The organism is Vibrio sp. V10_P2A27P122 (assembly GCF_963874335.1).
Lineage (GTDB): Bacteria > Pseudomonadota > Gammaproteobacteria > Enterobacterales > Vibrionaceae > Vibrio > Vibrio anguillarum.
The window spans coordinates 1-21,617 of sequence record NZ_CAWNHY010000235.1 but is presented as its reverse complement, the minus strand read 5'-3'; the positions used below and the strand labels follow the sequence as shown (position 1 = coordinate 21,617).

Sequence of the window (21,617 nt, the reverse complement as noted above, 5' to 3'; positions counted from 1 at the left end):
TCATTTGAGCCTACGCTAATTATTAAAATAGTCGTACTTATGCTTCCCTGTAAGTATAGTTGTTATCGCTAGAAGTGCGCGTGTTTTCTAGATTTTTGTCCTATTTTGGGGCATGTTAAAACAAATTTTTATCTTTAACGAGTTCTCTTGGTAAACCATTTTTTATGCGGTTTCCTACCCATTTCCCTAGGCCAATCACATCGTTACCGAGTTTAACCAGCACTTCGCCAGTGCCAGTTTGTAGTGCTGGTCTGACATCTCTGCCCATGTACCAATCTCGCGCTTCTTCAATCGATAGTGTGATGCAGTTTGATTCGTTACCAGTCGCTAATGATGTAGCGACTTGATGTTGCCAGCGATAACCTTTTTTATGTGTTTCAGCGATTTTTATCCCCATGCGAGAGAAGCGGAATTTGCCGAGCATAGGTTCCAGTGCGTTTGGAAATAACCATACATCATTATCACGTAGCCAGACACTGGTATCATCGGGGATCGCAACTTCAAACGTTTTCATGAGTTGATCCGTGATCTCTTGTGTGAGTTTAAGGTTGGCTTTCGCAAAAGGAAATTGACCTAAGCGTTTGTTGACTTCAGGGTGGGGTACAGAGCTAAGTTTACGGATTTTCGCAACAAAAAAACCTTCACAATCATAAGTTTGAGGGAATACATGCAAAAACCCTTCGTCTGTAATAGATGCTTTTGCATCCTCAAACAATGAGCTAAGGGAAACAAATTCAACTGATTGTGGATATTTTTCTTTTAGATGCAAGCACACTTGTTGGTTCTCTTCTGTACTCAATGTACAGGTTGAGTAGACCATCACACCGCCGGGCTTTAAAGCTTGAAACGCACTTTCAATCAAATCTTTTTGTGTTGTGGAAATCGACAATACAGATTCTTTGCTCCAGTTTTTCATCGCATCAGGATCTTTACGGATGGTACCTTCTCCTGAGCATGGAGCATCTATTAACACCGCATCAAATTGTTCCGGTAACCAACCGCCAAAGACTCGACCATCAAAATTGCTCAGTGCACTGTTACGTACACCGCAGCGTTCGATATTAGCATGCAGTACTTTAACACGGCTGGCTGAAAATTCGTTGGCGACTAATACGCCTTCATTTTCCATACACGCCGCAATTTGCGTTGTTTTTGAACCCGGAGCCGCCGCCATGTCGAGTACTGAATTGAACGATTCGCCGCCAGTGAAAAGAGCGGATACTGGCATCATAGAACTGGCTTCTTGAATGTAAAAAAGACCTGCCATATGTTCGGCGGTATTACCTAAAGGTACGACAGACTCATCGGCTTCAATCCAAAAACCCGTATTACACCAAGGCACTGGTGATAAAGCCCACCCTTTTTCTATGGCGCGTTGACAAAAGCTATCGACAGAGATTTTTAGCGTGTTGACTCGGATACTTTTACGCAAAGGACGCTGGCAAGCTGCAATAAAATCACTCATCGTTAAATGTGTGGGCAGTATCGCTTCAATTGTCGCAAGAAAAGGTTCAGGTAGGGTTATATTGGCGTGCAAAGCAGTATCTCGTCTGGGAGTTGAGGCCGGATTATATAAGAATCGTGATGAGATCAAAATAATAAAAAATGCAGCCGATCAGCTGCATTTTATAAGAATCAAGGTTAACCCTTTAAGGTTTTGGTATGGCTGTTCGCCATTGGCGCCATTCTGGTTTGGCTTCAGGATATAAGTAAAATGCTTGGCCTTGTTTAGCGATAGGCTGTAGCTGTTTTTGCTCTGGAGTGGCAAATGTAATTCCGCCTTTCATGATGCTGTCTAACGTGCCTGCTTTTATATTTGCACCAGATAAACCGATGGATACATCGACGCCAGAAGTGTTCCAAAATACGCTATTGCTGCGAACCAGATAAGCGAACTCTTTTTGGATTTCAATGGTAAACATGACGCGGTCTGCAAAGTCTCCTAGAGCAACATGGGTTACTTTGCCCACTTCCATTTCACGGTAGAGAACCGGGCTATCTTCAGTCACTGATCCTCGTGTTTCACTTTGTAAGGTGAATTCAATACCGAGTGCTTGTTGTGGCTGTTTTTCTAGTTCAAATTGATACTGCACATCGCCAAACCCAGGTTGGACCTCAATGCTGGAACTGAGTAAGTTTTGCAGATTTTCAACACCATTGAAGCCAATCTTAGTTTTCGCTACCCAAAAGTGAGAGCCATTTCTGGCAATGCCTAATGCGTAGCTAGGCTCAATTCTCGCTTGGAGTGTAACTTGGTTTGTCTTGAAATCGGGTGTTACAGAAACAACCTCTCCCACAGTGATATTGTTATATTTGATGGATGTTCCTAGCGTAATGCCAAAGGATGAATCGGCCGTTAAGATGATTTCTTGGCCCGCCTTACGTGCTTGATCGTAGCTGTCATAGAGCTTCCACAAATTCTGATCTTTGTTATCAATGCCTTGCAACGAATCAAATGCAATGCCTCCTTGAATTAATGTTTTTAAAGGAGCGGCTTTGACTTTTACGCCTGCAAGTGTTGCATTAATTTCGACGCCAGAACGGTTCCAAAAAACAGTTTGATTCGTAATCAGATGGCGATATTGATTCTCTATTTTGACCTCGATTTTCACACCTTCTTTCGTGAGCTTAAAGCCAAAAACACTGCCTACTTGAAGATTACGGTATAGGAGCGGGCTGCCCGGATTGATGGGAGGAAGCTCGTCGGCAAAAAGAGTCAGTGTCTGTGAGCCGCTTTGATTATATTTTGCAAGCTCAGCTAAGGATTTACTTTGATATAGCGGGTACTCATTACTCGCATTTTCAGCGCCTTCGCTGATGAAACTGATTGAGCCGGCGAGCAGTTGTTTGGCTGGAGGGATCGAAACATTAAGGCCTGATTCGGTGAGCTCCGCGGTGGCCGAGCCTGTAATGTAAAAACGATTCTGTGAGCGTATGAGTGATGAGTACTCTTCATCAATCAGCGTATTGAGCACAACACTGTCTTGCTGCAACTTTACGTCAATTACTGAACCTACCGAGATGCCTCGATACAAAATCTGGCTGCCCACATCTAAGCCATATGAGCTTTCAGCTGTAAGTTTGATAGCAATCGATTTTGCTTGTGACTGATTAAATTCAAATTGGCGAATTGCAGTGAAACTTCTGGCCTTTTCGCCCTTACCAGGAATGAGTGTCAAGTAATTCCCTTTGATCAAATTACCGATGTTCTCAACTCCAGAGAGTGAGACTTTGGCCTCTTCCAACACAAAACGGCTTCCCGAATTGAGCATATCGCTAAAAGCCGGTTGGATAGCGGCAGAGGCGATGATCTGTTGGTGACTTTTACTGAGCTGCAATTCCGTGATTTGGCCGACTTCTATTCCTCGGTAAATGATGGGGGCACCAGTTTGGTTAATATTATGCTGATCGGGTAGGGTGATTTTCACAGGGATACCACGCCCTGCGGTTTTTAAATCGCGATAGAGACTAAATTGGGTATTTTGTTCAACAGGCTCCCCACCGTCCGGTGAATCGACGGCAATTGAACCACCGATTAATGCACTTAAACTTTCTAAGCGGACGTCAACACCTTCAAAGCCAATGCTTGCACCAACACCGCTGACATTCCAAAAACGGCTTTCATTGGTAATAATGTGGCGATACTCGTCTTTTATCGAGGCTTGAATGAGTACCGACTTTGCATCGTCATCGAGTTTGTAGTTAAACACTTCACCAATCGGAATTTTTTTATAGACGATTTGTGAGCCAACAGAAATACCTCCGAGATCGCGAGCCTTTAGAGAAATGATAAGCCCTTGATTAGGCAGTAGATCAGAAGGTGCACCATCTAAAGCACTAAACACTTTATCGTGTTCAGCTGAACTATTTTCGTTACCCGGTTGAATCGCAATATAGTTTCCTGAAACCAACGCATCTAGGCCTGAAACGCCAGATAAACTGGCCGTTGGCTTCACTAACCAAAATCGGGTATTGTCATTGAGTAACTGAGTAGCTTCTGGATAAATATCGGCTTCCACATAGATGTTTTCTAATCCTTCGGACAGTTTAATATCTCTTACCATGCCGACTTCGAGCCCTTGGTAGCGAATTGTTGTTCGTCCTGCGACTAAGCCTTGTGCGTCCGAAAAATAGATCTGGATTCGTTCGCCAGCATCGTGAATGGCTTTAACGACTAACCAACCTGCGAGCGCCATGGTGAGTATGGGCAGTATCCACAAAGGTGAGATGCCCCTGTTTCGCTTAACATCGGGAGTGTATGAGGGCTGGCTTGAAATTTGTTTACTCATGTGAAGGCTCGTTTTGGTCTGCGATTTCTGGGTAATTATCCCAGATGAGTCTTGGGTCCATACTTTCCGTGGCGAGCATGGTGAGTACAACCACCAAGCCAAAGGCAACGGCTCCATAACCGGGAGTGAAGTCGAGAATTTGACCGCGATCAACCAGTGTCAACATAATTGAGATGACAAACAGATCCATTACCGACCATTTGCCGATCCATTTAATCGCGAAATAAATGTTCATTCTCTGACGGTGGTAAACTGTTCGCTTAAATTTAATCGCCAGTAATAGATAGGTCAGGCCGAATATTTTTACAATAGGCACGATTATACTGGCCACAAAAATGATGATTGCAATTCCGACCATACCACTATTAATCAGTGACGCAACACCAGAGAAGATGGTGTCTTCTAATCGCTGTCCGTTGGTAATTAAAATCGATATTGGAATCAGGTTCGCGGGGAAAATAGCGACACTTGCTGCAATTAAATAGGCCCAAGTTCGTTGTATCGAGTTGGGTTTCCGGTGATATAATTTTTGCGCGCAACGCACGCAGTGCGTATTTTCTGGTTGTGAAAGATGGCAATGGTGGCAATGCACCTCTTTACGCTCGAAGGCATATTGATTCTCTGGCTGCCACGCTTGCCAATAGCGCCTTACGCTAACTCGAGTCGCTAACAATACGGTTGCCAGTTGCAGCAAGACTAAACCATACAGCCCCACACCGATAAAAATGTCGGAATAATCTTGAAGTTTAAAACAAGATACCGCCACGCTGACTAAAAAAACATCGAGCATTACCCACGCTTTTAATCGCTGAATAATGATCAGTGAGCCACGCAGTAGATAAAACCATCGATAACGCAAGGCGATATGAGCGGTCACTACGGAACCACACACTAAAAGTGGCGCAATAGAGCTGCAAAATAGCACCAATAAAGCGAGCGCTCCAAAGCCCTCTTCAGCCAGCGCAAAGACACCGGATGGCAAGGTGGCGGGGATCATCACCCCAACCAAGCGAATACTGATGAATTCAAAAAAATGAGAGGGGATAAACAGTAGCAAGCAAGTGATGGCAACGGCTAAATCCCCAGACAAAGAGGGAGATCCACCGCGGTACAGTTGGGTACCGCAGCGTGGACAATAGGCACTTTTTCCATGCTCAACCTCGACGAGATCAACGGCCAATTCACAGCCGTGACACAACCTCACGCCGTTAGGTGATTGTGGATGTTGAATAAGCGCTGAATGTTGAGACAAACAATCATCCTAATTTATTGTTACCCAATCACTAAACGTACGATTGGAGATTTCCATAAAGGGTCTGATATAACCCATCTTGCTCGACTAATTCTCGATGCGTACCCATTTGGCTAACTTGACCATCTTCCAGCACGTAAATTATATCGGCTTGTTTCACTGCCGAAAGGCGGTGCGCAACAATTAAAGTAGTTCGACCTTTCAAAAATCCAGTCAGAGCATTGTGCAATGCCGCTTCAGTTACCGTATCTAACGCGGATGTTGCTTCATCCAAAATAACAAATTTAGGATTGCTCAGTACCATCCGAGCGATGGCTAAACGTTGACGTTGTCCGCCCGACAAGCGAATACCATTTCGACCAACTAGCGTTTCTAAACCGTCACTGAGATTCGCAGTCACATCATCCAGTTGTGCAATATGCAGCGCTTGCCATAATTCCTCTTCTGCATATTGACCGCCGAGGGTCAAATTATGCCTTAAGGTGTCGTTGAATAGTATAGGTTGTTGTAATACCACGGCAATGTTATCGCGAATAATATCAAAACTTATCTCTTCAGTGGTCGCACCATTAAAACGGATCTGCCCGGAATTGGGCTGATACACACCAATTAACAGTTGGATCAACGTGGATTTCCCACCACCACTTGCGCCAACCAACGCAACTTTTTTACCCGCCGGAATCGTGAGCGAGAGATCGTTGATCACACTCTTTTCACTATCGTAGGCAAAATTAACGTGAGAAACCTCAACATCGACCTGGCGGTTATCCGTGAATGGGTTAATTTTGCAAATAGGGCGAGGCTCTTCCTCCAGTGCAAGCAGATCATTAATGCGATGAAAGGCCGCCTTTGCACTGTACCAAGAAAATTGAATACTCAGCAGTTCTTGCACTGGGCCTAACATAAACCACAAATAACCGAAAACGGCGAAAATTTGCCCTATGGTCAAGTCGCTAAAGACCACCATCAGCATCGCGACCGCTCTAAATAGCTCAAAACCAAGTAAAAACAGGAGAAATGAGACGCGCCCTGCAGCCTCTGATTGCCATGCATATTTGTCTGCATTCTCTCGGACTTGGTTGGCTTGCTGTTTGAGTTCATTGAGAAACTCTCGCTCTTTATTAGCGGCACGCAATTGATAAATGCCATCTAATGTTTCGACTAGCCGATTTTGAAAGCGTTCATACGCTTGGTTTTCTCGCTTTTTCAGATGTTTGACTTTGCTTCCGAGTTTACGTGAAAAGTAAATCACAATCGGGTTGACCAATAAAATAAACAGCCCTAAACGCCACTCAAGCCAGAGTAAAACACCCGCTGTGCCTAACACGGTCAGTAGGCTGATGATAAATTTACTGAGTGTGCTACCTATGAATTGATCAATGGTTTCGATGTCGGTGATTAAGTGAGCATTAATACCACCACTGCCTTTGGTTTCGTACTGCCTGATACTGATCCGTCCTAATTTATCAATCATTTTGCAGCGCATTTGGTAGGTGATGGTTTTGGACACCAAAGTAAATTGACGGCTTTGAAGTATGTTGAGCGCTTGGCTGACGCTACGCATCAAGACCACTAGCAATAACGTGAGCGCAATATAGCCTGTTGGGTTTTGCATCGATGTCGGTAGAATAGTATTCATCATCGCCAAACCAGAAGCGGGTTTATTCAGCAGAACTTCGTCGACCATTAATGGCATTAATAGTGGAATAGGGACACTAACCAGCGTTGCAATAACCGCGATCGCATTGGCAAATAGAAGTGTAGGTCGATGTTTTTTTACTTGTTTTATTACCCAAGAGCGGCTAATAGTGTCATTGGAATTAGTCATTATGATGAGAATGCATCCTATTTATCGTGTGAGAAATTGTACGCTGTTCAAAAATAGATGTCTTCCGTTTTCAAAAGGTCGTTGAGTTTATATGAACATAGAAGAATACCGCCGTCTTACCAAGCAGGCGGTGGCACTGGTTGAATCTGAAACGGATTTAATCGCTAATCTTGCCAATTTGAGCGCCTTATTTAACATGGAGCTTGAAGATCTTAACTGGGTGGGTTTTTACCTAATAAAAGAAGAGCAACTGGTTCTCGGTCCCTTTCAAGGAAAACCAGCTTGTGTACGCATCCCCTTAGGAAAAGGTGTGTGTGGTACAGCGGCGGCGACTAACCGTATACAACGTGTTTATGATGTCCATGAGTTTGCTGGTCACATTGCTTGCGATGCTGCGAGTAATTCTGAGTTGGTGGTGCCATTTTCTATCAATGGTCAAGTGGTGGGAGTATTGGATATTGATAGCCCAACAATTGGCCGTTTTTCTGAAATTGATGAGAAAGGGATGGCAGAATTAATGATTGAGATAGAAAAGCTGCTCAATTCACACGCTAACAAGGCATAAATTGGTCATTGCCTGTGGTTTTTCGCATTTAGGTCACTATAATACCGAACATATTTATCTTAATGCCTCGCGGAAAGACCGCATAAACCAGGAATCCTCATGGAAAACACTGAAAAGTTAAAAAACAGCAAAGAAGTTATTGCGTACATTGCTGAATGTTTCCCTAAGTGCTTTACTTTAGAAGGTGAAGCAAAGCCTTTGAAAATTGGTATTTTTCAAGATCTTGCAGAACGCCTAAACGAAGACTCAAAAGTAAGTAAAACACAGCTGCGTGCTGCGTTAAGACAATACACGTCGTCATGGCGTTATCTACATGGTGTTAAACTAGGTGCAACTCGTGTTGACCTTGATGGCAACCCATGTGGAGAGTTAGAAGAAGAACATGTAGAGCACGCACAAGCCGCATTGGCAGAAAGTAAAGCTCGAGTACAGGCTCGTCGTAAAGAGCAAGGACAAAAAGCACGCGAAGAGGCAAAAGCGAAGCAACCAAAAGCGAAAAAGCCTCAAGCACAAGCTCGTCGTCCTCAAGCGAAAGCGCCAAAAGCTGAAAAACCTGTCGAGACGCGCGCTTTAAATGCTGATGAAATGATCACTGGCAAACAAGTGAACGTAAACATGGGTAAAGGAAACATGGCTGCGACCATTGTTGAAGTTAATAAGGAAGATGTGCGCGTTCAACTTGTCAACGGCCTACAAATGGTTGTGAAAGCGGAGCACTTGCGCGCATAAAGGAGAAATTCCTACGCATGAAATGCCGTTCAAAATTAACGTTGATCGCTGCTGGCCTATGGCTAGCAGCGTCATCCGTTCAGGCCTTAGAAGCCACTCTTAGCAAAGAAGATTTACCTCTTCTTGCCCCAGAAATGCAGCATGAAACGGCGAGTAAGCGTGTGACTTCCCGTTTTACTCGTTCTCATTACAAACACTTCAACTTGAATGACGATTTCTCACAAGCTATCTTCAATCGTTATCTCGAACTGCTCGACTACAACCGCAATATCTTTACTCAGAGCAATATTGATTCCTTTCATACGTGGTCGACACAACTTGATGATCAACTCAAGGCTGGCAATAACCAAATTGCATTTGATGTTTATAACTTATCAATGCAAAAGCGCTTTGAGCGTTTTCAATATGCGCTTTCTCTGCTCGACAAAGAAATTACATTTGAAGCCGATGAATCGATGGAACTTGATCGCTCAAAAGCAGCTTGGCCGAAAGATAAAACCGAGCTCGATAAGTTATGGCAGCAACGTGTCAAATATGATGCACTGAACTTAAAGCTTACGGGTAAAGAGTGGCCGGAAATTAAAGAAACGCTAGGCAAGCGTTATAATAACGCGATCAAACGTCTGTCTCAGACCCACAGCGAAGATGTATTTCAGCTTTATATGAATGCTTTTGCGCGTGAAGTTGATCCGCACACCAGTTATCTCTCTCCACGTAATGCCGAGCAGTTCCAATCAGAAATGAATCTTTCATTGGAAGGGATTGGTGCTGTACTGCAAATGACCGACGACTACACCATCATTCGTTCGTTAGTTGCGGGTGGTCCTGCCTCAAATAGCAAGCAGTTGGGTGAAGGCGATCGTATTATTGGTGTGGGCCAAGATGGCAAAGAGATGGTTGATGTTATCGGTTGGCGTTTAGATGATGTCGTACAACTGATCAAAGGCCCGAAAGGCACTAAGGTGAAGTTGCAAGTTTTGCCGGAAGGTAAAGACGCTAAAAGTCACGTTGTCACTATTGTTCGAGACAAAATTCGTTTAGAAGATCGAGCGGTTAAATCAAAAATCATCGAGAAAAATGGCAAGAAAATCGGCGTGCTTGAAGTCCCTAGCTTCTATGTCGGTTTAGCGCAAGACACGGACAAATTGCTGACTGAACTGAAGCAGAAAAAAGTGGATGGCGTGATCGTCGATTTGCGTAATAACGGTGGGGGTGCATTAACGGAAGCGACGGCATTATCCGGCTTATTTATTGAAAGCGGTCCGGTTGTGCAAGTTCGCGATAGCTATGGACGAGTAAACGTCAATAGTGACACGGATGGAAAAATCAGTTATCAGGGTCCTATGACGGTATTGGTGAATCGCTACAGCGCATCAGCCTCAGAAATTTTTGCAGCGGCAATGCAAGATTATGGACGAGCGATCATTGTTGGCGAAAACTCATTCGGTAAGGGAACGGTTCAACAGCATCGCTCGTTGAATCATATCTACGACTTGTTTGATAAAGAATTAGGCTACGTTCAATATACGATTCAGAAATTTTATCGTATTGATGGTGGTAGTACGCAGAATAAAGGTGTTGTGCCTGATATTGCGTTACCCACTGCGATTGAAGCAAAAGATACCGGTGAGAGCGTTGAACCTAATGCACTTCCTTGGGATCAAATTGAGCGAGCTAAATACGACAAGTTACAAGCTAATGAAAAACTGATTGCTAAGCTATCTGCGCAGCATCAAGCTCGTATTGCCAATGATATGGAGTTCGGCTTCATTAACGAGGATATTGCAAAGTATAAAGCGGAGAAAGATGACAACACAATTTCTCTCAATGAATCTGTGCGTAAGCAAGAAAGTGACAAGGCAGATGAATTGCGTTTGGCGCGGATTAACATGCGACAAGTCGCCAATGGTTTGAAGCCCTATAAAACCTTGCAAGATGTACCTAAAGATTATGAAGCTCCAGATGTTTATTTAGAAGAAGCAGTGGCGATCACTGTTGATATGCTAAATTAGCAACCAGTAGCAATGAAAAGCGAGCCTTAGTGCTCGCTTTTTTGATCTTATTTAAACCAAATAAATAACGTGATACAGATCAAACATTTCGCTTTATCGTACAACCGGTTCTAAGCTTAAGAAAAAAGCGAGGAGCGTGTTATGAAATGGATAAGCATCATTTTTACCTGCATTGTTCTTATCAGCACCAGTGCGGCACAAAGTCAAAGTAGTGGTACGCAGACTCATCAAGACTTAACTCAGTTTGATCTCCCTTTTTTACTTGGTGATTGGTACCTACTTAACCCCAATCCTGACACTTCTTCCGATGATTTTCGTTCTATTAAACTGACCTTGGAATCGAATTATCGTTTCAAGATCGATATTCAAAAGAAAAATTATAATGTGGAGCACTGGGAAGGTGAATTTGACGCCAGCGATAACAGCTTGATTTTGGGGCTTAATTCATCGCAACCTCAAGTTTATCAATACCAAGTGAACCACAACATGCTCAACTTAAACGGCATTATGTTCACTAAAGCTTTACCAAATGCGTTGGCAGGGGTGTGGTCTAGCAAACGGGTATTTGGTGAAGATGCGATAGCAACCGACATTAACCAACTTGATCTCGTTTTACAGCCGGATTTTGTATTTATGTTCAGAGTAAGTGGTGCTAATGGTAACGAATCGATCCATAAAGGGGTGTACTACACAGAAGGTGATCATTTGGTGCTCCTTTATGAAGACGGAGAACATGATACCCGCTATACGCTTGTTAGCGATATGTTAACGTTAGAGGTGGAAAATGGTTCCATGTCGGCTGTTTTAGCGCGAGTAAATCCGTAGTCTTGCAATCTTCTATCATAAGAAAGGCAATGAGTGAAATCTGTTGATATATGGGTAAATTGTCAGCGAAATAACGGGGTATTTGTCTAAAATGCCTCGTTTTTCGGTTTGAGGGGTTGTTATTAATGATAACAAGCCTTAGATCTATAGCCATCTTACTGAATGTTTATCAAAAACGTCACATTTCACTCCGTCAACAAGGATTCCGACATGGCTCATACACCCCAAGCCAAGTATCGCAAAGATTATCAATCTCCATCACATACCATTACGGATCTCGAATTAACATTCGATCTCTTTGATACCAACACCACAGTGACTGCCGTTTCTCACGTTAAGCAGCAAAAAGAGAGTAACCAATTGGTGCTGGATGGTGAAAACCTTGAGCTGAAATCGCTCAAAGTGAATGGCACCGAATGGCAAGATTTTCAGCTGCTTGAAACCGGGCTCTCGATCTCATCATTACCTCAAGAGTTTGAATTGGAGATCGTGACACTGATTAACCCTGAAGCGAATACCGCACTAGAAGGGTTATACAAATCGGGGGGTGCGTTCTGTACTCAGTGTGAAGCGGAAGGTTTCCGTCGCATTACTTACTTCCTCGATCGTCCAGACGTTCTTGCAAAATACACAACGACCGTGATTGCTGACAAAAAAGATTACCCATTTTTATTAAGTAACGGTAACCGTATCGAACATGGCGATCTTACAGAAGGGCGTCATTGGGTGAAGTGGCAAGATCCACATCCGAAACCTGCTTACTTATTTGCTCTCGTTGCGGGTGATTTTGACGTATTACGTGATCAATATAAAACCAAGTCTGGTCGCGATGTTGCCCTCGAGATTTTTGTTGATAAAGGTAACCTCGACCGCGCTTCTCATGCGATGACATCACTTATCAACGCAATGAAGTGGGACGAAGAACGCTTCGGTTTAGAGTATGATCTCGACATCTACATGATCGTTGCCGTTGACTTTTTCAACATGGGTGCGATGGAGAATAAAGGGCTCAACATTTTTAACTCTAAGTTTGTGTTAGCCAATGAAAAAACCGCTACCGATACTGATTATTTAGGTATTGAAGCGGTGATTGGCCACGAATATTTCCATAACTGGACTGGTAACCGCGTCACTTGTCGTGATTGGTTCCAATTAAGCTTAAAAGAAGGCCTAACGGTATTCCGTGACCAAGAATTTTCGTCTGATTTAGGGTCGAGAGCCGTGAATCGCATTAATAATGTGCGCATTATTCGCGGGCCACAATTTGCTGAAGATGCCAGCCCAATGTCACACCCAATTCGTCCCGATAAAGTGATAGAAATGAATAACTTCTATACATTAACTGTCTATGAAAAAGGCAGTGAAGTGATTCGTATGATGCATACGTTATTGGGTGAAACGAATTTCCAAAAAGGGATGAAGCTCTATTTTGAGCGTCATGACGGCACTGCCGCTACCTGCGAAGATTTCGTAGCAGCGATGGAAGATGCTTCAGGCGTCGATCTTACCCAATTCCGTTTATGGTATAGCCAATCTGGTACACCGATTGTTTCAGTGAGCACTGAATATGACGCACAACAGAAAACCTATGCCTTAACCGTAGAGCAAACAACCGAACCAACGCACGAGCAAAAAGAGAAAGCAGCGCTGCATATTCCTTTTGATGTTGAGTTATACACCGCTCATGGTGATGTAATTGAGTTACAATGTAACGGAAAGCGAATCTCTAATGTACTGAACGTAACACAGGCTAAGCAGACCTTCGTGTTTGAAAATGTGCCAGAGAAACCGATCCCTTCCTTGTTGCGCGAATTTTCAGCACCAGTGAAACTGGAGTATGACTACAGTGATGATGAGCTGATCTTCTTGATGGTCAATGCTCGTAACGAATTTGCTCGCTGGGATGCAGGCCAAATGTTGTTAGCCAAATATATCCGTAGCAATGTGTTTGGAGTGCAGTCGGGTAAGGCGGCGGATTTGCCTGAATCGGTAGTTGATGCATTCCGTGGTGTGTTACTGAGTGAGGCTCTAGAGCCTGCTTTTATTGCGGAAATGCTCTCATTACCTAGCCATAATGAGGTTTCAGGTTGGTATAAACGTGTGGATGTTGATGCAATAGCGACCGTACTTAAAGCGATGAAAGTACAGCTTGCTAACGCATTGCAAGACGAGCTCAATGCGGTTTACCACAGTTTAAAACAGACAGCATACAGCATTGAACACAGTGCAATTGGTGAACGAGCATTGCGCAATACTTGCCTTGCTTATTTAGCTTATACCGACCAAGGCAATGATTTGGTGCTGGCTCAGTATCACAGCGCCAACAACATGACTGACACCATCGCCGCTATGAGCGCTGCGAATAGTGCACAGCTTATGTGCCGTCAAGCACTGATGGATGATTACAGCAATAAATGGAAACACGATGGATTGGTGATGGATAAATGGTTTGCACTGCAAGGGACTAACCCCGCACCAAGTGTTTTGGATACCATTCAACAAACCATGAAACATGAAGCATTTAGCTTAAAAAATCCAAATCGTACTCGTAGTTTAATTGGTTCATTCCTCAGCGCAAACCCAGTTAATTTCCATGCAAAATCGGGTGAGGGATACCGTTTTGCAGGGCAGATACTGCGTGAACTCAATGATAGTAACCCCCAAGTTGCGTCGCGTTTAATTGATCCTTTACTTAAATTCAGGCTCTACGATGAAACTCGTCAAGCAATGATGAAATCGGAGTTGGAGACTTTGAAGTCAATGGATAATTTAGCTCTGGATCTCTTTGAAAAAGTAACAAAAGCGCTCGAATCTTAAGGATCTTAACTCTACTAAGAGCGAGGTGATAGATACGTCTCCTCGCTCTATTTTGGTTAACGGCTATGAAGCAATACTATTTTACTCTCAATATTTCTTATCAAACTTACTTAGCGCACTATTCTGGTGTAGCAAGCTCTGTACAAGTCTACACAGATCAAGGTTTACGCCTTCAGCTACCCGCGTCTCGATTTCGTCCATTTCTTAGCCAAATTGGAGTAAAAGGTCGATTTCGGCTGACAACTGACCAAAATAACAAGTTTGTAAAGTTAGAAACTCTGTGAGCCGCTGATTTTTTAGATATTTAAATAGGAATCTTAATCACATTCTCAAACATTTCACCTCAGACCTGCCCTAAAACTGTTAACTATTTGTCAATAAAGCTTTTACAATAAAGCAAGCATTACCAATGGTAAGCGCTATGCTTACCGCATACCCTACAAAAATAATAATCTTGGAGTCTACTATGACTGCGCGTGAAACTTTAGTGCCAGTTCTGCTTGAAAAAGTGTACAAACTGATTCAAGACAAACTCGATCTTGCTCATCAACCGCTCGTGACCCAACTTGCTCAACATCTATTTAGTAACATTTCGAAAGATGATCTGACTGAACGTAATGAATCTGACTTATATGGTGCGATAGTTAGCCTATGGCACCATATTAACGAGAAAAACCCAGAGGAGCGTTCAGTGCGGGTATTTAACCCGACAGTAAGCCGCCAAGGTTGGCAGTCAACGCACACGATTGTTGAAATAGTAATCCCTGATAGTCCGTTTCTTGTGGACTCCATTAAAATGGCGCTCAGCCGTTTGGATTTATCGTCACACCTCATGCTCAATGGTCCAACGCAAATCTCGCGCACCGATAACGGTGTTATTACTTCGGTAAACCAAGGTGAGGGTGTTCTGCAATCTCTTTTTCATATTGAAGTCGATCGCCTTAGCAGCAAAGAAGCGATGACACAGTTGAAAAATGAGTTGCTTAGTATTCTGAGCGATACAGCTTTAGTGGTGCAAGACTGGCAACCAATGTCAGAAAAACTGGTGCAAGTGATTGCGCAATTGGAGACACAAAAAGAGTTCATTCCTGTAGAAAGTGATCGTTATGAAGAAACCATCAAATTCTTAAAGTGGATGGGAAATCATAATTTCACGTTCATGGGATACAAAGAATACGACCTCGTGACGGTCGAAGGCGATACTGAACTGAGACCAACAGCAGAAAAAGGGTTGGGTTTATTTTCTGATTCAAAACGTGTACGCAGCGTAAAATTATCTGACTTTCCTGATTCCGCGCGCCTTGAAGCCAAAAAGCCTTTTTTATTGATTGTCACTAAAGGCAATACCCAATCACGTATCCACCGCCCAGCTTATACCGATTATATCGGCGTTAAAAAGTTCGACAAAGCAGGTAAAGTGATCGGTGAACATCGTTTCACTGGCCTATATACCTCGGCGGTGTATAACCAAAGTGTCGAAACTATTCCGCTGATCCGCGAAAAAGTAGAACGTATCCTAAAAGCCAGCGGTTATCGTGCAGGCTCGTATTCCTATAAAGCGCTGCACAATATTCTAGAAAACTATCCTCGTGATGAGTTACTGCAGGCACGTGAAGAAGAGATGCTAGAAGTTGGGATGGGCGTAGTGCAAATGCAAGATAGGGATTTGCTGCGTCTGTTTGTTCGTAAAGACCCGTTTGGTCGTTTCTTCAGCTGCATGGTCTATGTGACCAAAGAGCGCTATAACACCGAGCTTCGCCGCCAAACGCAACGAATTTTCAAACAGTACTTTGGTTGTGAGCAAGATGTTGAGTTCACCACTTATTTTTCAGAAAGCCCATTGGCAAGAACACACTACATCGTACGTGTTGATAATAACAACATGGATGTCGATGTAAAAACGGTAGAGCAAAATTTAATGGAAGCATCATCAACTTGGGATGATCGTTTATCAGATGCGATCGTAGCAAACTTTGGAGAGAGTAAAGGACTGCCATTATCGAAAGAATACATGCGCGCATTCCCTCGTTCTTACAAAGAAGACATGATGCCGGGTTCAGCGGTGGATGATATCCAGCGATTGGAAGCCTTAGATGAAGAGCACAAACTCGGCATGTTGTTCTATCGCCCACAAGAAGAAGCGGCCGATTCAAAAGCGGTGCGCTTAAAACTCTATCACCGCGACGAGCCAATCCATCTTTCTGATGTGATGCCGATGTTGGAAAACTTAGGGCTGAGGGTGATCGGAGAGTCACCTTATGAAGTACGCAAGTTAAATGGACAAACGTATTGGATCTTAGATTTCTCAATGCTGCATAAGAGCGATAAGAGTGTCGATCTTCGAGAAGCGAGAGATCGTTTTCAACAAGCATTTGCGGCTATTTGGGCTGGTGAATTAGAGAGTGATGGCTTCAACCGACTAGTACTCGGTGCTTCATTAACTGGGCGCGAAGTATCGATTCTTCGTGCTTATGCGCGTTACATGCGCCAAGTGGGTTTCCCATTCAGTCAACAATATATTGAAGATACACTCAGCCATTATCCAGATGTAGCAAAAGGGCTGGTGGAACTATTCTTAAAGCGGTTTGATCCTAAACACAAAGGGGCTCAAAAAGGGCAAACGGATCTTATCAACGCTATTACTGAAGAGTTAGATCGTGTTGATAGCTTGGATGATGATCGTATTATTCGTCGTTATATGGAGATGATCAGTGCGACGATCCGTACTAACTACTTCCAGCTGGATGAAAACAATCAGATCAAACCTTGGCTTTCTTTAAAAATGAAACCGAAAGAGATTTCTGAAATTCCAGCTCCTGTGCCGGCTTTCGAAATCTTCGTTTATGCGCCTGATATTGAAGGTGTTCATTTACGTGGTGGTAAAGTAGCACGTGGCGGATTACGTTGGTCTGATCGCCAAGAAGATTTCCGTACCGAGATTCTAGGGTTAGTGAAAGCGCAACAGGTAAAAAATACCGTTATTGTTCCTGTGGGAGCAAAAGGTGGTTTTGTGTGTAAGAAACAGCACATGTTTACCACGCGTGATGAGATCTTTGCCGAGGGACAACGCTGCTATAAACGTTTTATTCGTGCATTACTCGATGTTTCCGACAATATTATTGAAGGCGAAGTCGTTCCACCTAAAAATGTCGTTCGTCATGATGAAGATGACCCTTACTTAGTTGTAGCCGCGGATAAAGGGACAGCAACATTTTCCGATTTGGCTAACTCAGTGTCAGCAGAATACAATTTCTGGCTAGGTGACGCTTTTGCTTCTGGTGGTTCAAATGGTTACGACCATAAAGCCATGGGGATTACAGCAAAAGGGGGATGGGAGTCAGTCAAGCGCCACTTCCGTGAAATGGGCATTAACTGCCAAACCACAGATTTCACAGCGATTGGTATCGGCGATATGGCTGGAGATGTGTTCGGTAATGGTATGCTGCTGTCTAAACACATCTGTTTGCAAGCAGCGTTTAACCATTTGCATATTTTCATCGATCCAACACCAAATTCAGCAAAAAGTTGGGAAGAGCGTAATCGCTTATTCAACACGCCACGATCTAGCTGGGAAGATTACAACGCAAAGTTGATCTCAAAAGGTGGTGGTATCTTCTCTCGCAAAGCGAAATCGATCACCTTAACGCCTGAAATTCAAAAAATGATCGGCACTAAGAAGGCTTCTGTTGCGCCTAATGAGCTGATTAAAATGATCTTGAAAATGGAAGTGGATCTTCTGTGGAACGGCGGCATCGGCACCTATGTTAAATCATCGAAAGAGAGCCATTCTGATGTAGGTGACCGCGCTAACGATGCTCTAAGAATTGATGGACGCGATCTTCGCACAAAAGTGATCGGTGAAGGTGGTAACTTAGGTATGACTCAACTTGGACGTGTTGAGTATGCATTAACTGGTGGTCGTGTTAATACCGACTTTGTTGATAATGTTGGCGGCGTCGATTGCTCGGATAATGAAGTTAATATTAAGATCTTCTTGAATGGCTTGGTGGCGAATGGTGATCTTACCGTCAAACAACGTAATCAGATCTTAGAGTCGATGGAAGACGAAGTAGGAGGCATCGTTATTGAAGATGCTTACGCTCAATCTGAAGCTATTTCTGTCACTGAGCAACAGGGTGTATCGTTAGTTAAAGAGCAGATTCGTTTCATCCATGCTATGGAAAAAGCAGGGCACCTTGACCGAGCATTGGAATACATTCCAGATGATGAAACTTTGCTTGAGCGTGAGAAGCAGGGATTTGCATTAACCCGTCCGGAGCTATCGGTATTAGTGGCATACGGCAAAATGGTGTTGAAAGAGGAATTGGCTTGTGAAGAGATTTCTCACGATGAATTCCATTCACAGCAGTTGATCAACTATTTCCCTACTGAGTTACGTCGTAACTATTCTCAGCACATGCAACAGCATCCACTTCGTGCAGAGATCATTGCTACGGCTCTGGCCAATCAGATGGTGAACGAAATGGGATGTAATTTCGTGACCCGTCTTCAAGAAGAGACTGGTGCGAATGTTGTCGATATTGCCAATGCTTACACTGCGGCAAGAGAAATCTATGGCTTAGGCCGTGTTCTTGAGCAGGTTCGTTTACTCGACAATAAAGCAGAAGCAGATGCACAGTACGATGTGATCTTCTTAGTACGCCGAACCTTACGCCGCTTATCTCGTTGGTTGCTGCGTAATCGTTCAGGCAAACAATCGGTCAAAGATTTGATTGCGCTTTATCAAACTGACGTCAATGCCGTTTCCGCTGAACTAGACAATATGCTCGTTGCTGAAGAGGTTGCAGAGCATAATGCCATGGCTCAAGTCTGGATTGATAAAGGCATTAACTCAGAACTGGCGAATTACGTTGCTCGTTTATCAAGCCTGTACTCAGCACTGGATATATCCACAGTGGCACGTGATAAAGGTAAGACCGTTGCTCAGACAGCTAAGCTTTACTTTAACTTAGGTGATCGTTTATCACTGCACTGGTTCTTAAAACAGATTAACGGTCAAGCGGTGGATAACAACTGGCAAGCACTAGCTCGCGCTGCATTCCGTGAAGATTTAGACTGGCAGCAGCGTCAACTCACTGCGCAAGTATTGAATTGTACTTGTGCGCCAGAAGAACTCGATGTAATGAAAGCACTGGATGAATGGATTGCTAGTAATGAAGTATCCTTAATGCGCTGGGAGAGTATCCTCAACGAATTTAAAGTTGGTGCAGTACATGAATTTGCAAAATTCTCAGTAGCATTAAGAGAATTAGTACTTTTAAATTTGAATTGTGCGGCAAATGAGTAAATAATAACGCCCCGTTTATACGGGGCTTTTTATTTCGGAGGCACAATGCTCTACCGCTTAGCCAGGACTGGCTTTTTTCAACTTGATGCCGAAAAGGCACATGATCTCGCCATTGAAAACTTTAAACGTTTCACAGGCACTCCTCTTGATCTCTTCTATCGTCAACACTTACCCAATCGCCCAGTCGAATGCATGGGTTTAACTTTTAAAAACCCTGTAGGTTTGGCCGCTGGCCTAGATAAAAATGGGGAATGCATAGAAGCTTTTGGTGCAATGGGGTTTGGTTTTGTCGAAGTTGGTACCGTGACTCCACGTCCTCAATCTGGTAACGATAAACCGCGTTTATTCCGTTTGATCCAAGCGGAAGGTATTATCAATCGAATGGGCTTTAACAACTTAGGTGTCGACAACCTGGTTGAGAACGTTAAGAAAGCTAAATATGACGGCATTATCGGTATCAACATTGGAAAGAATAAAGATACACCGATTGAAAATGGGGCAGATGACTATCTTATTTGTATGGAGAAAGTCTACCCATATGCTGGTTACATAGCAGTGAACATTTCATCCCCCAACACTCCTGGGTTACGAACGTTACAATATGGTGAAGCATTGGATGATTTGCTTGCCGTACTGAAAGCGAAGCAATCTGAATTGGCTAAGCTGCATAATAAATACGTTCCGCTAACATTAAAGATCGCTCCCGATCTTTCTGATGACGAACTTAAACAAATTTGCCAATCGTTACTCAAGCATAATATTGATGGCGTTATCGCGACTAATACCACATTGGATCGGTCGCTGGTGGAAGGTATGAAATTCGCGAATGAAGCGGGTGGGTTAAGTGGCCGTCCTGTTCAATCAAGAAGTACTGAAGTGATTAAGTGCTTGTACCAAGAGTTGGGTGATAAGCTGCCCATTATTGGAGTGGGTGGTATTGATTCTTGTATCGCTGCAAAAGAAAAAATGTTGGCGGGCGCGAAACTAGTACAAGTCTATTCAGGATTCATTTACCACGGCCCAGGCTTAGTGAGAGATATTGTCAAGAACCTGTAAATAAGTGCGATTTAAAGGTATTTACTCAGAAAAATAAAAAGTGACTGGGTCAAAGTAAGAGGGAATGAGTTATTCATTTCCTCTTTTTTTTTATATTTCTGTTCTTAAAATTACATTCACTAGCTGGCAAAGGTAATTAAGCGTTTTACCTAATAGTTTGATAATTCATTAAAATTAGAGAGTGGAACGATGCTTAAACCAAGTGACAAATGGAGTTGGTATTATTCAGATAGCGAAAGCTGCCTGATGTTGTACCTTGGTGATGAGATGGTTTTTAAGACCAATCTTTACCGTAATCTGCTCGTCGATTGTGCTTTTGCTGAGAATCATTTTTCAGTCGATGATGCGAGTGCTTTCCAAACCTACAAAGAGCAAATTGCCTATTTAGGTTTAAGTGAGCCAAGACAAGCCGAATTAGCACTCTATTGTGTTGCCGCTAAGCGTTTTCATAAACCTGTCCAGCCTAAAAGTTGGTTTTTTGATCATCAAGGCTACGGTTTTGAACCGAGTGAAGGTGACATTGTTCGGTTGGTCAACGGCTACAGCCAAGGTTATTTCATCGTACTTGAGGTAGGGGACTGCGCTAGTCTTTGCGCCTTAGTCGATTTGGATGCGTTCATACTGAATGGTTCCAAACAGCTGGAATTCGGACAGGTCATTAAGGTTATGCATGACCGTATGGCTTGCGCCAATCATATTTTGCTCGAAGAGCACGTTGCTCTTGTGAGTTAACTTTTCCCTAATAGCACAACGTTTCGTTCCTTTGTTTCATTTCCCATCGGCTTAATAGCCGATTTTTTTTGCCTAGAGCTTTTCCCCAACTCAATCCTATCCGTCTGAATTCGATCTTAAATGTGAGATTTGTTCAGGATTCTGATGTTTTTTTCTTCAAAAGTGACGTTATAAACAGTGTCTACATCGCTAGAAATGGCCGAC

13 protein-coding genes are annotated in these 21,617 nt (G+C 43.3%); 9 read left to right on the top strand and 4 right to left on the bottom strand.

Annotated features, from left to right (window positions below; translation table 11 throughout):
* Window positions 1-115: 115 nt before the first annotated feature.
* The 4 genes from rsmF to AACQ17_RS09815 all read right to left on the bottom strand — a co-directional run bounded on the left by rsmF (window position 116) and on the right by AACQ17_RS09815 (window position 7,369).
* A complete protein-coding gene (gene rsmF / locus AACQ17_RS09830) occupies window positions 116-1,537 on the bottom strand; it encodes a 16S rRNA (cytosine(1407)-C(5))-methyltransferase RsmF (protein WP_206208092.1) in 1,422 nt (473 codons plus the stop codon).
* Between the two features lie 112 nt (window positions 1,538-1,649).
* Window positions 1,650-4,289, bottom strand: a complete 2,640-nt coding sequence (locus AACQ17_RS09825; protein ID WP_094167626.1) for an MlaD family protein — start codon at window positions 4,287-4,289, stop codon at window positions 1,650-1,652.
* Complete coding sequence (locus AACQ17_RS09820; protein ID WP_094147814.1) at window positions 4,282-5,541, bottom strand: paraquat-inducible protein A; 1,260 nt, start codon at window positions 5,539-5,541, stop codon at window positions 4,282-4,284. The genes AACQ17_RS09825 and AACQ17_RS09820 overlap by 8 nt, the downstream gene beginning before the upstream one ends.
* Window positions 5,542-5,572: 31 nt before the next feature.
* Entirely contained in the window at window positions 5,573-7,369 is a 1,797-nt protein-coding gene (locus tag AACQ17_RS09815) for an ABC transporter ATP-binding protein (RefSeq protein WP_094147815.1), read from the bottom strand.
* Between the two features lie 91 nt (window positions 7,370-7,460).
* Here AACQ17_RS09815 and AACQ17_RS09810 point away from each other — a divergent pair, with 91 nt between their 5' ends.
* From AACQ17_RS09810 to AACQ17_RS09770, 9 genes are all read left to right on the top strand, one after another.
* Window positions 7,461-7,934 (top strand): GAF domain-containing protein, encoded by a 474-nt coding sequence (locus tag AACQ17_RS09810; RefSeq protein WP_017041971.1) that lies wholly within the window; start codon window positions 7,461-7,463, stop codon window positions 7,932-7,934.
* Window positions 7,935-8,033: 99 nt separating this feature from the next.
* A complete protein-coding gene (gene proQ / locus AACQ17_RS09805) occupies window positions 8,034-8,663 on the top strand; it encodes an RNA chaperone ProQ (RefSeq protein WP_017044692.1) in 630 nt (209 codons plus the stop codon).
* Between the two features lie 17 nt (window positions 8,664-8,680).
* Window positions 8,681-10,675, top strand: a complete 1,995-nt coding sequence (gene prc, locus AACQ17_RS09800; RefSeq protein WP_094147816.1) for a carboxy terminal-processing peptidase — start codon at window positions 8,681-8,683, stop codon at window positions 10,673-10,675.
* A 141-nt stretch (window positions 10,676-10,816) separates the two neighbouring features.
* Complete coding sequence (locus AACQ17_RS09795) at window positions 10,817-11,500, top strand: hypothetical protein (protein ID WP_094147252.1); 684 nt, start codon at window positions 10,817-10,819, stop codon at window positions 11,498-11,500.
* A gap of 210 nt (window positions 11,501-11,710) precedes the next feature.
* A complete protein-coding gene (gene pepN, locus AACQ17_RS09790; RefSeq protein ID WP_094147253.1) occupies window positions 11,711-14,317 on the top strand; it encodes an aminopeptidase N in 2,607 nt (868 codons plus the stop codon).
* 65 nt (window positions 14,318-14,382) lie between these two features.
* Window positions 14,383-14,601: a DUF2835 domain-containing protein gene (locus AACQ17_RS09785; RefSeq protein ID WP_013856912.1), complete on the top strand. Its 219-nt coding sequence runs from the start codon at window positions 14,383-14,385 to the stop codon at window positions 14,599-14,601.
* 182 nt (window positions 14,602-14,783) lie between these two features.
* Window positions 14,784-19,625: an NAD-glutamate dehydrogenase gene (locus tag AACQ17_RS09780; RefSeq protein WP_017044697.1), complete on the top strand. Its 4,842-nt coding sequence runs from the start codon at window positions 14,784-14,786 to the stop codon at window positions 19,623-19,625.
* A 45-nt stretch (window positions 19,626-19,670) separates the two neighbouring features.
* Window positions 19,671-20,681 carry a quinone-dependent dihydroorotate dehydrogenase gene (gene pyrD, locus AACQ17_RS09775; protein ID WP_013856910.1) on the top strand — a complete coding sequence of 337 codons (1,011 nt, stop codon included), beginning with the start codon at window positions 19,671-19,673 and terminating at the stop codon, window positions 20,679-20,681.
* A gap of 189 nt (window positions 20,682-20,870) precedes the next feature.
* Window positions 20,871-21,413 (top strand): cell division protein ZapC, encoded by a 543-nt coding sequence (locus AACQ17_RS09770; RefSeq protein WP_010320557.1) that lies wholly within the window; start codon window positions 20,871-20,873, stop codon window positions 21,411-21,413.
* The last annotated feature ends 204 nt before the right edge of the window (window positions 21,414-21,617 follow it).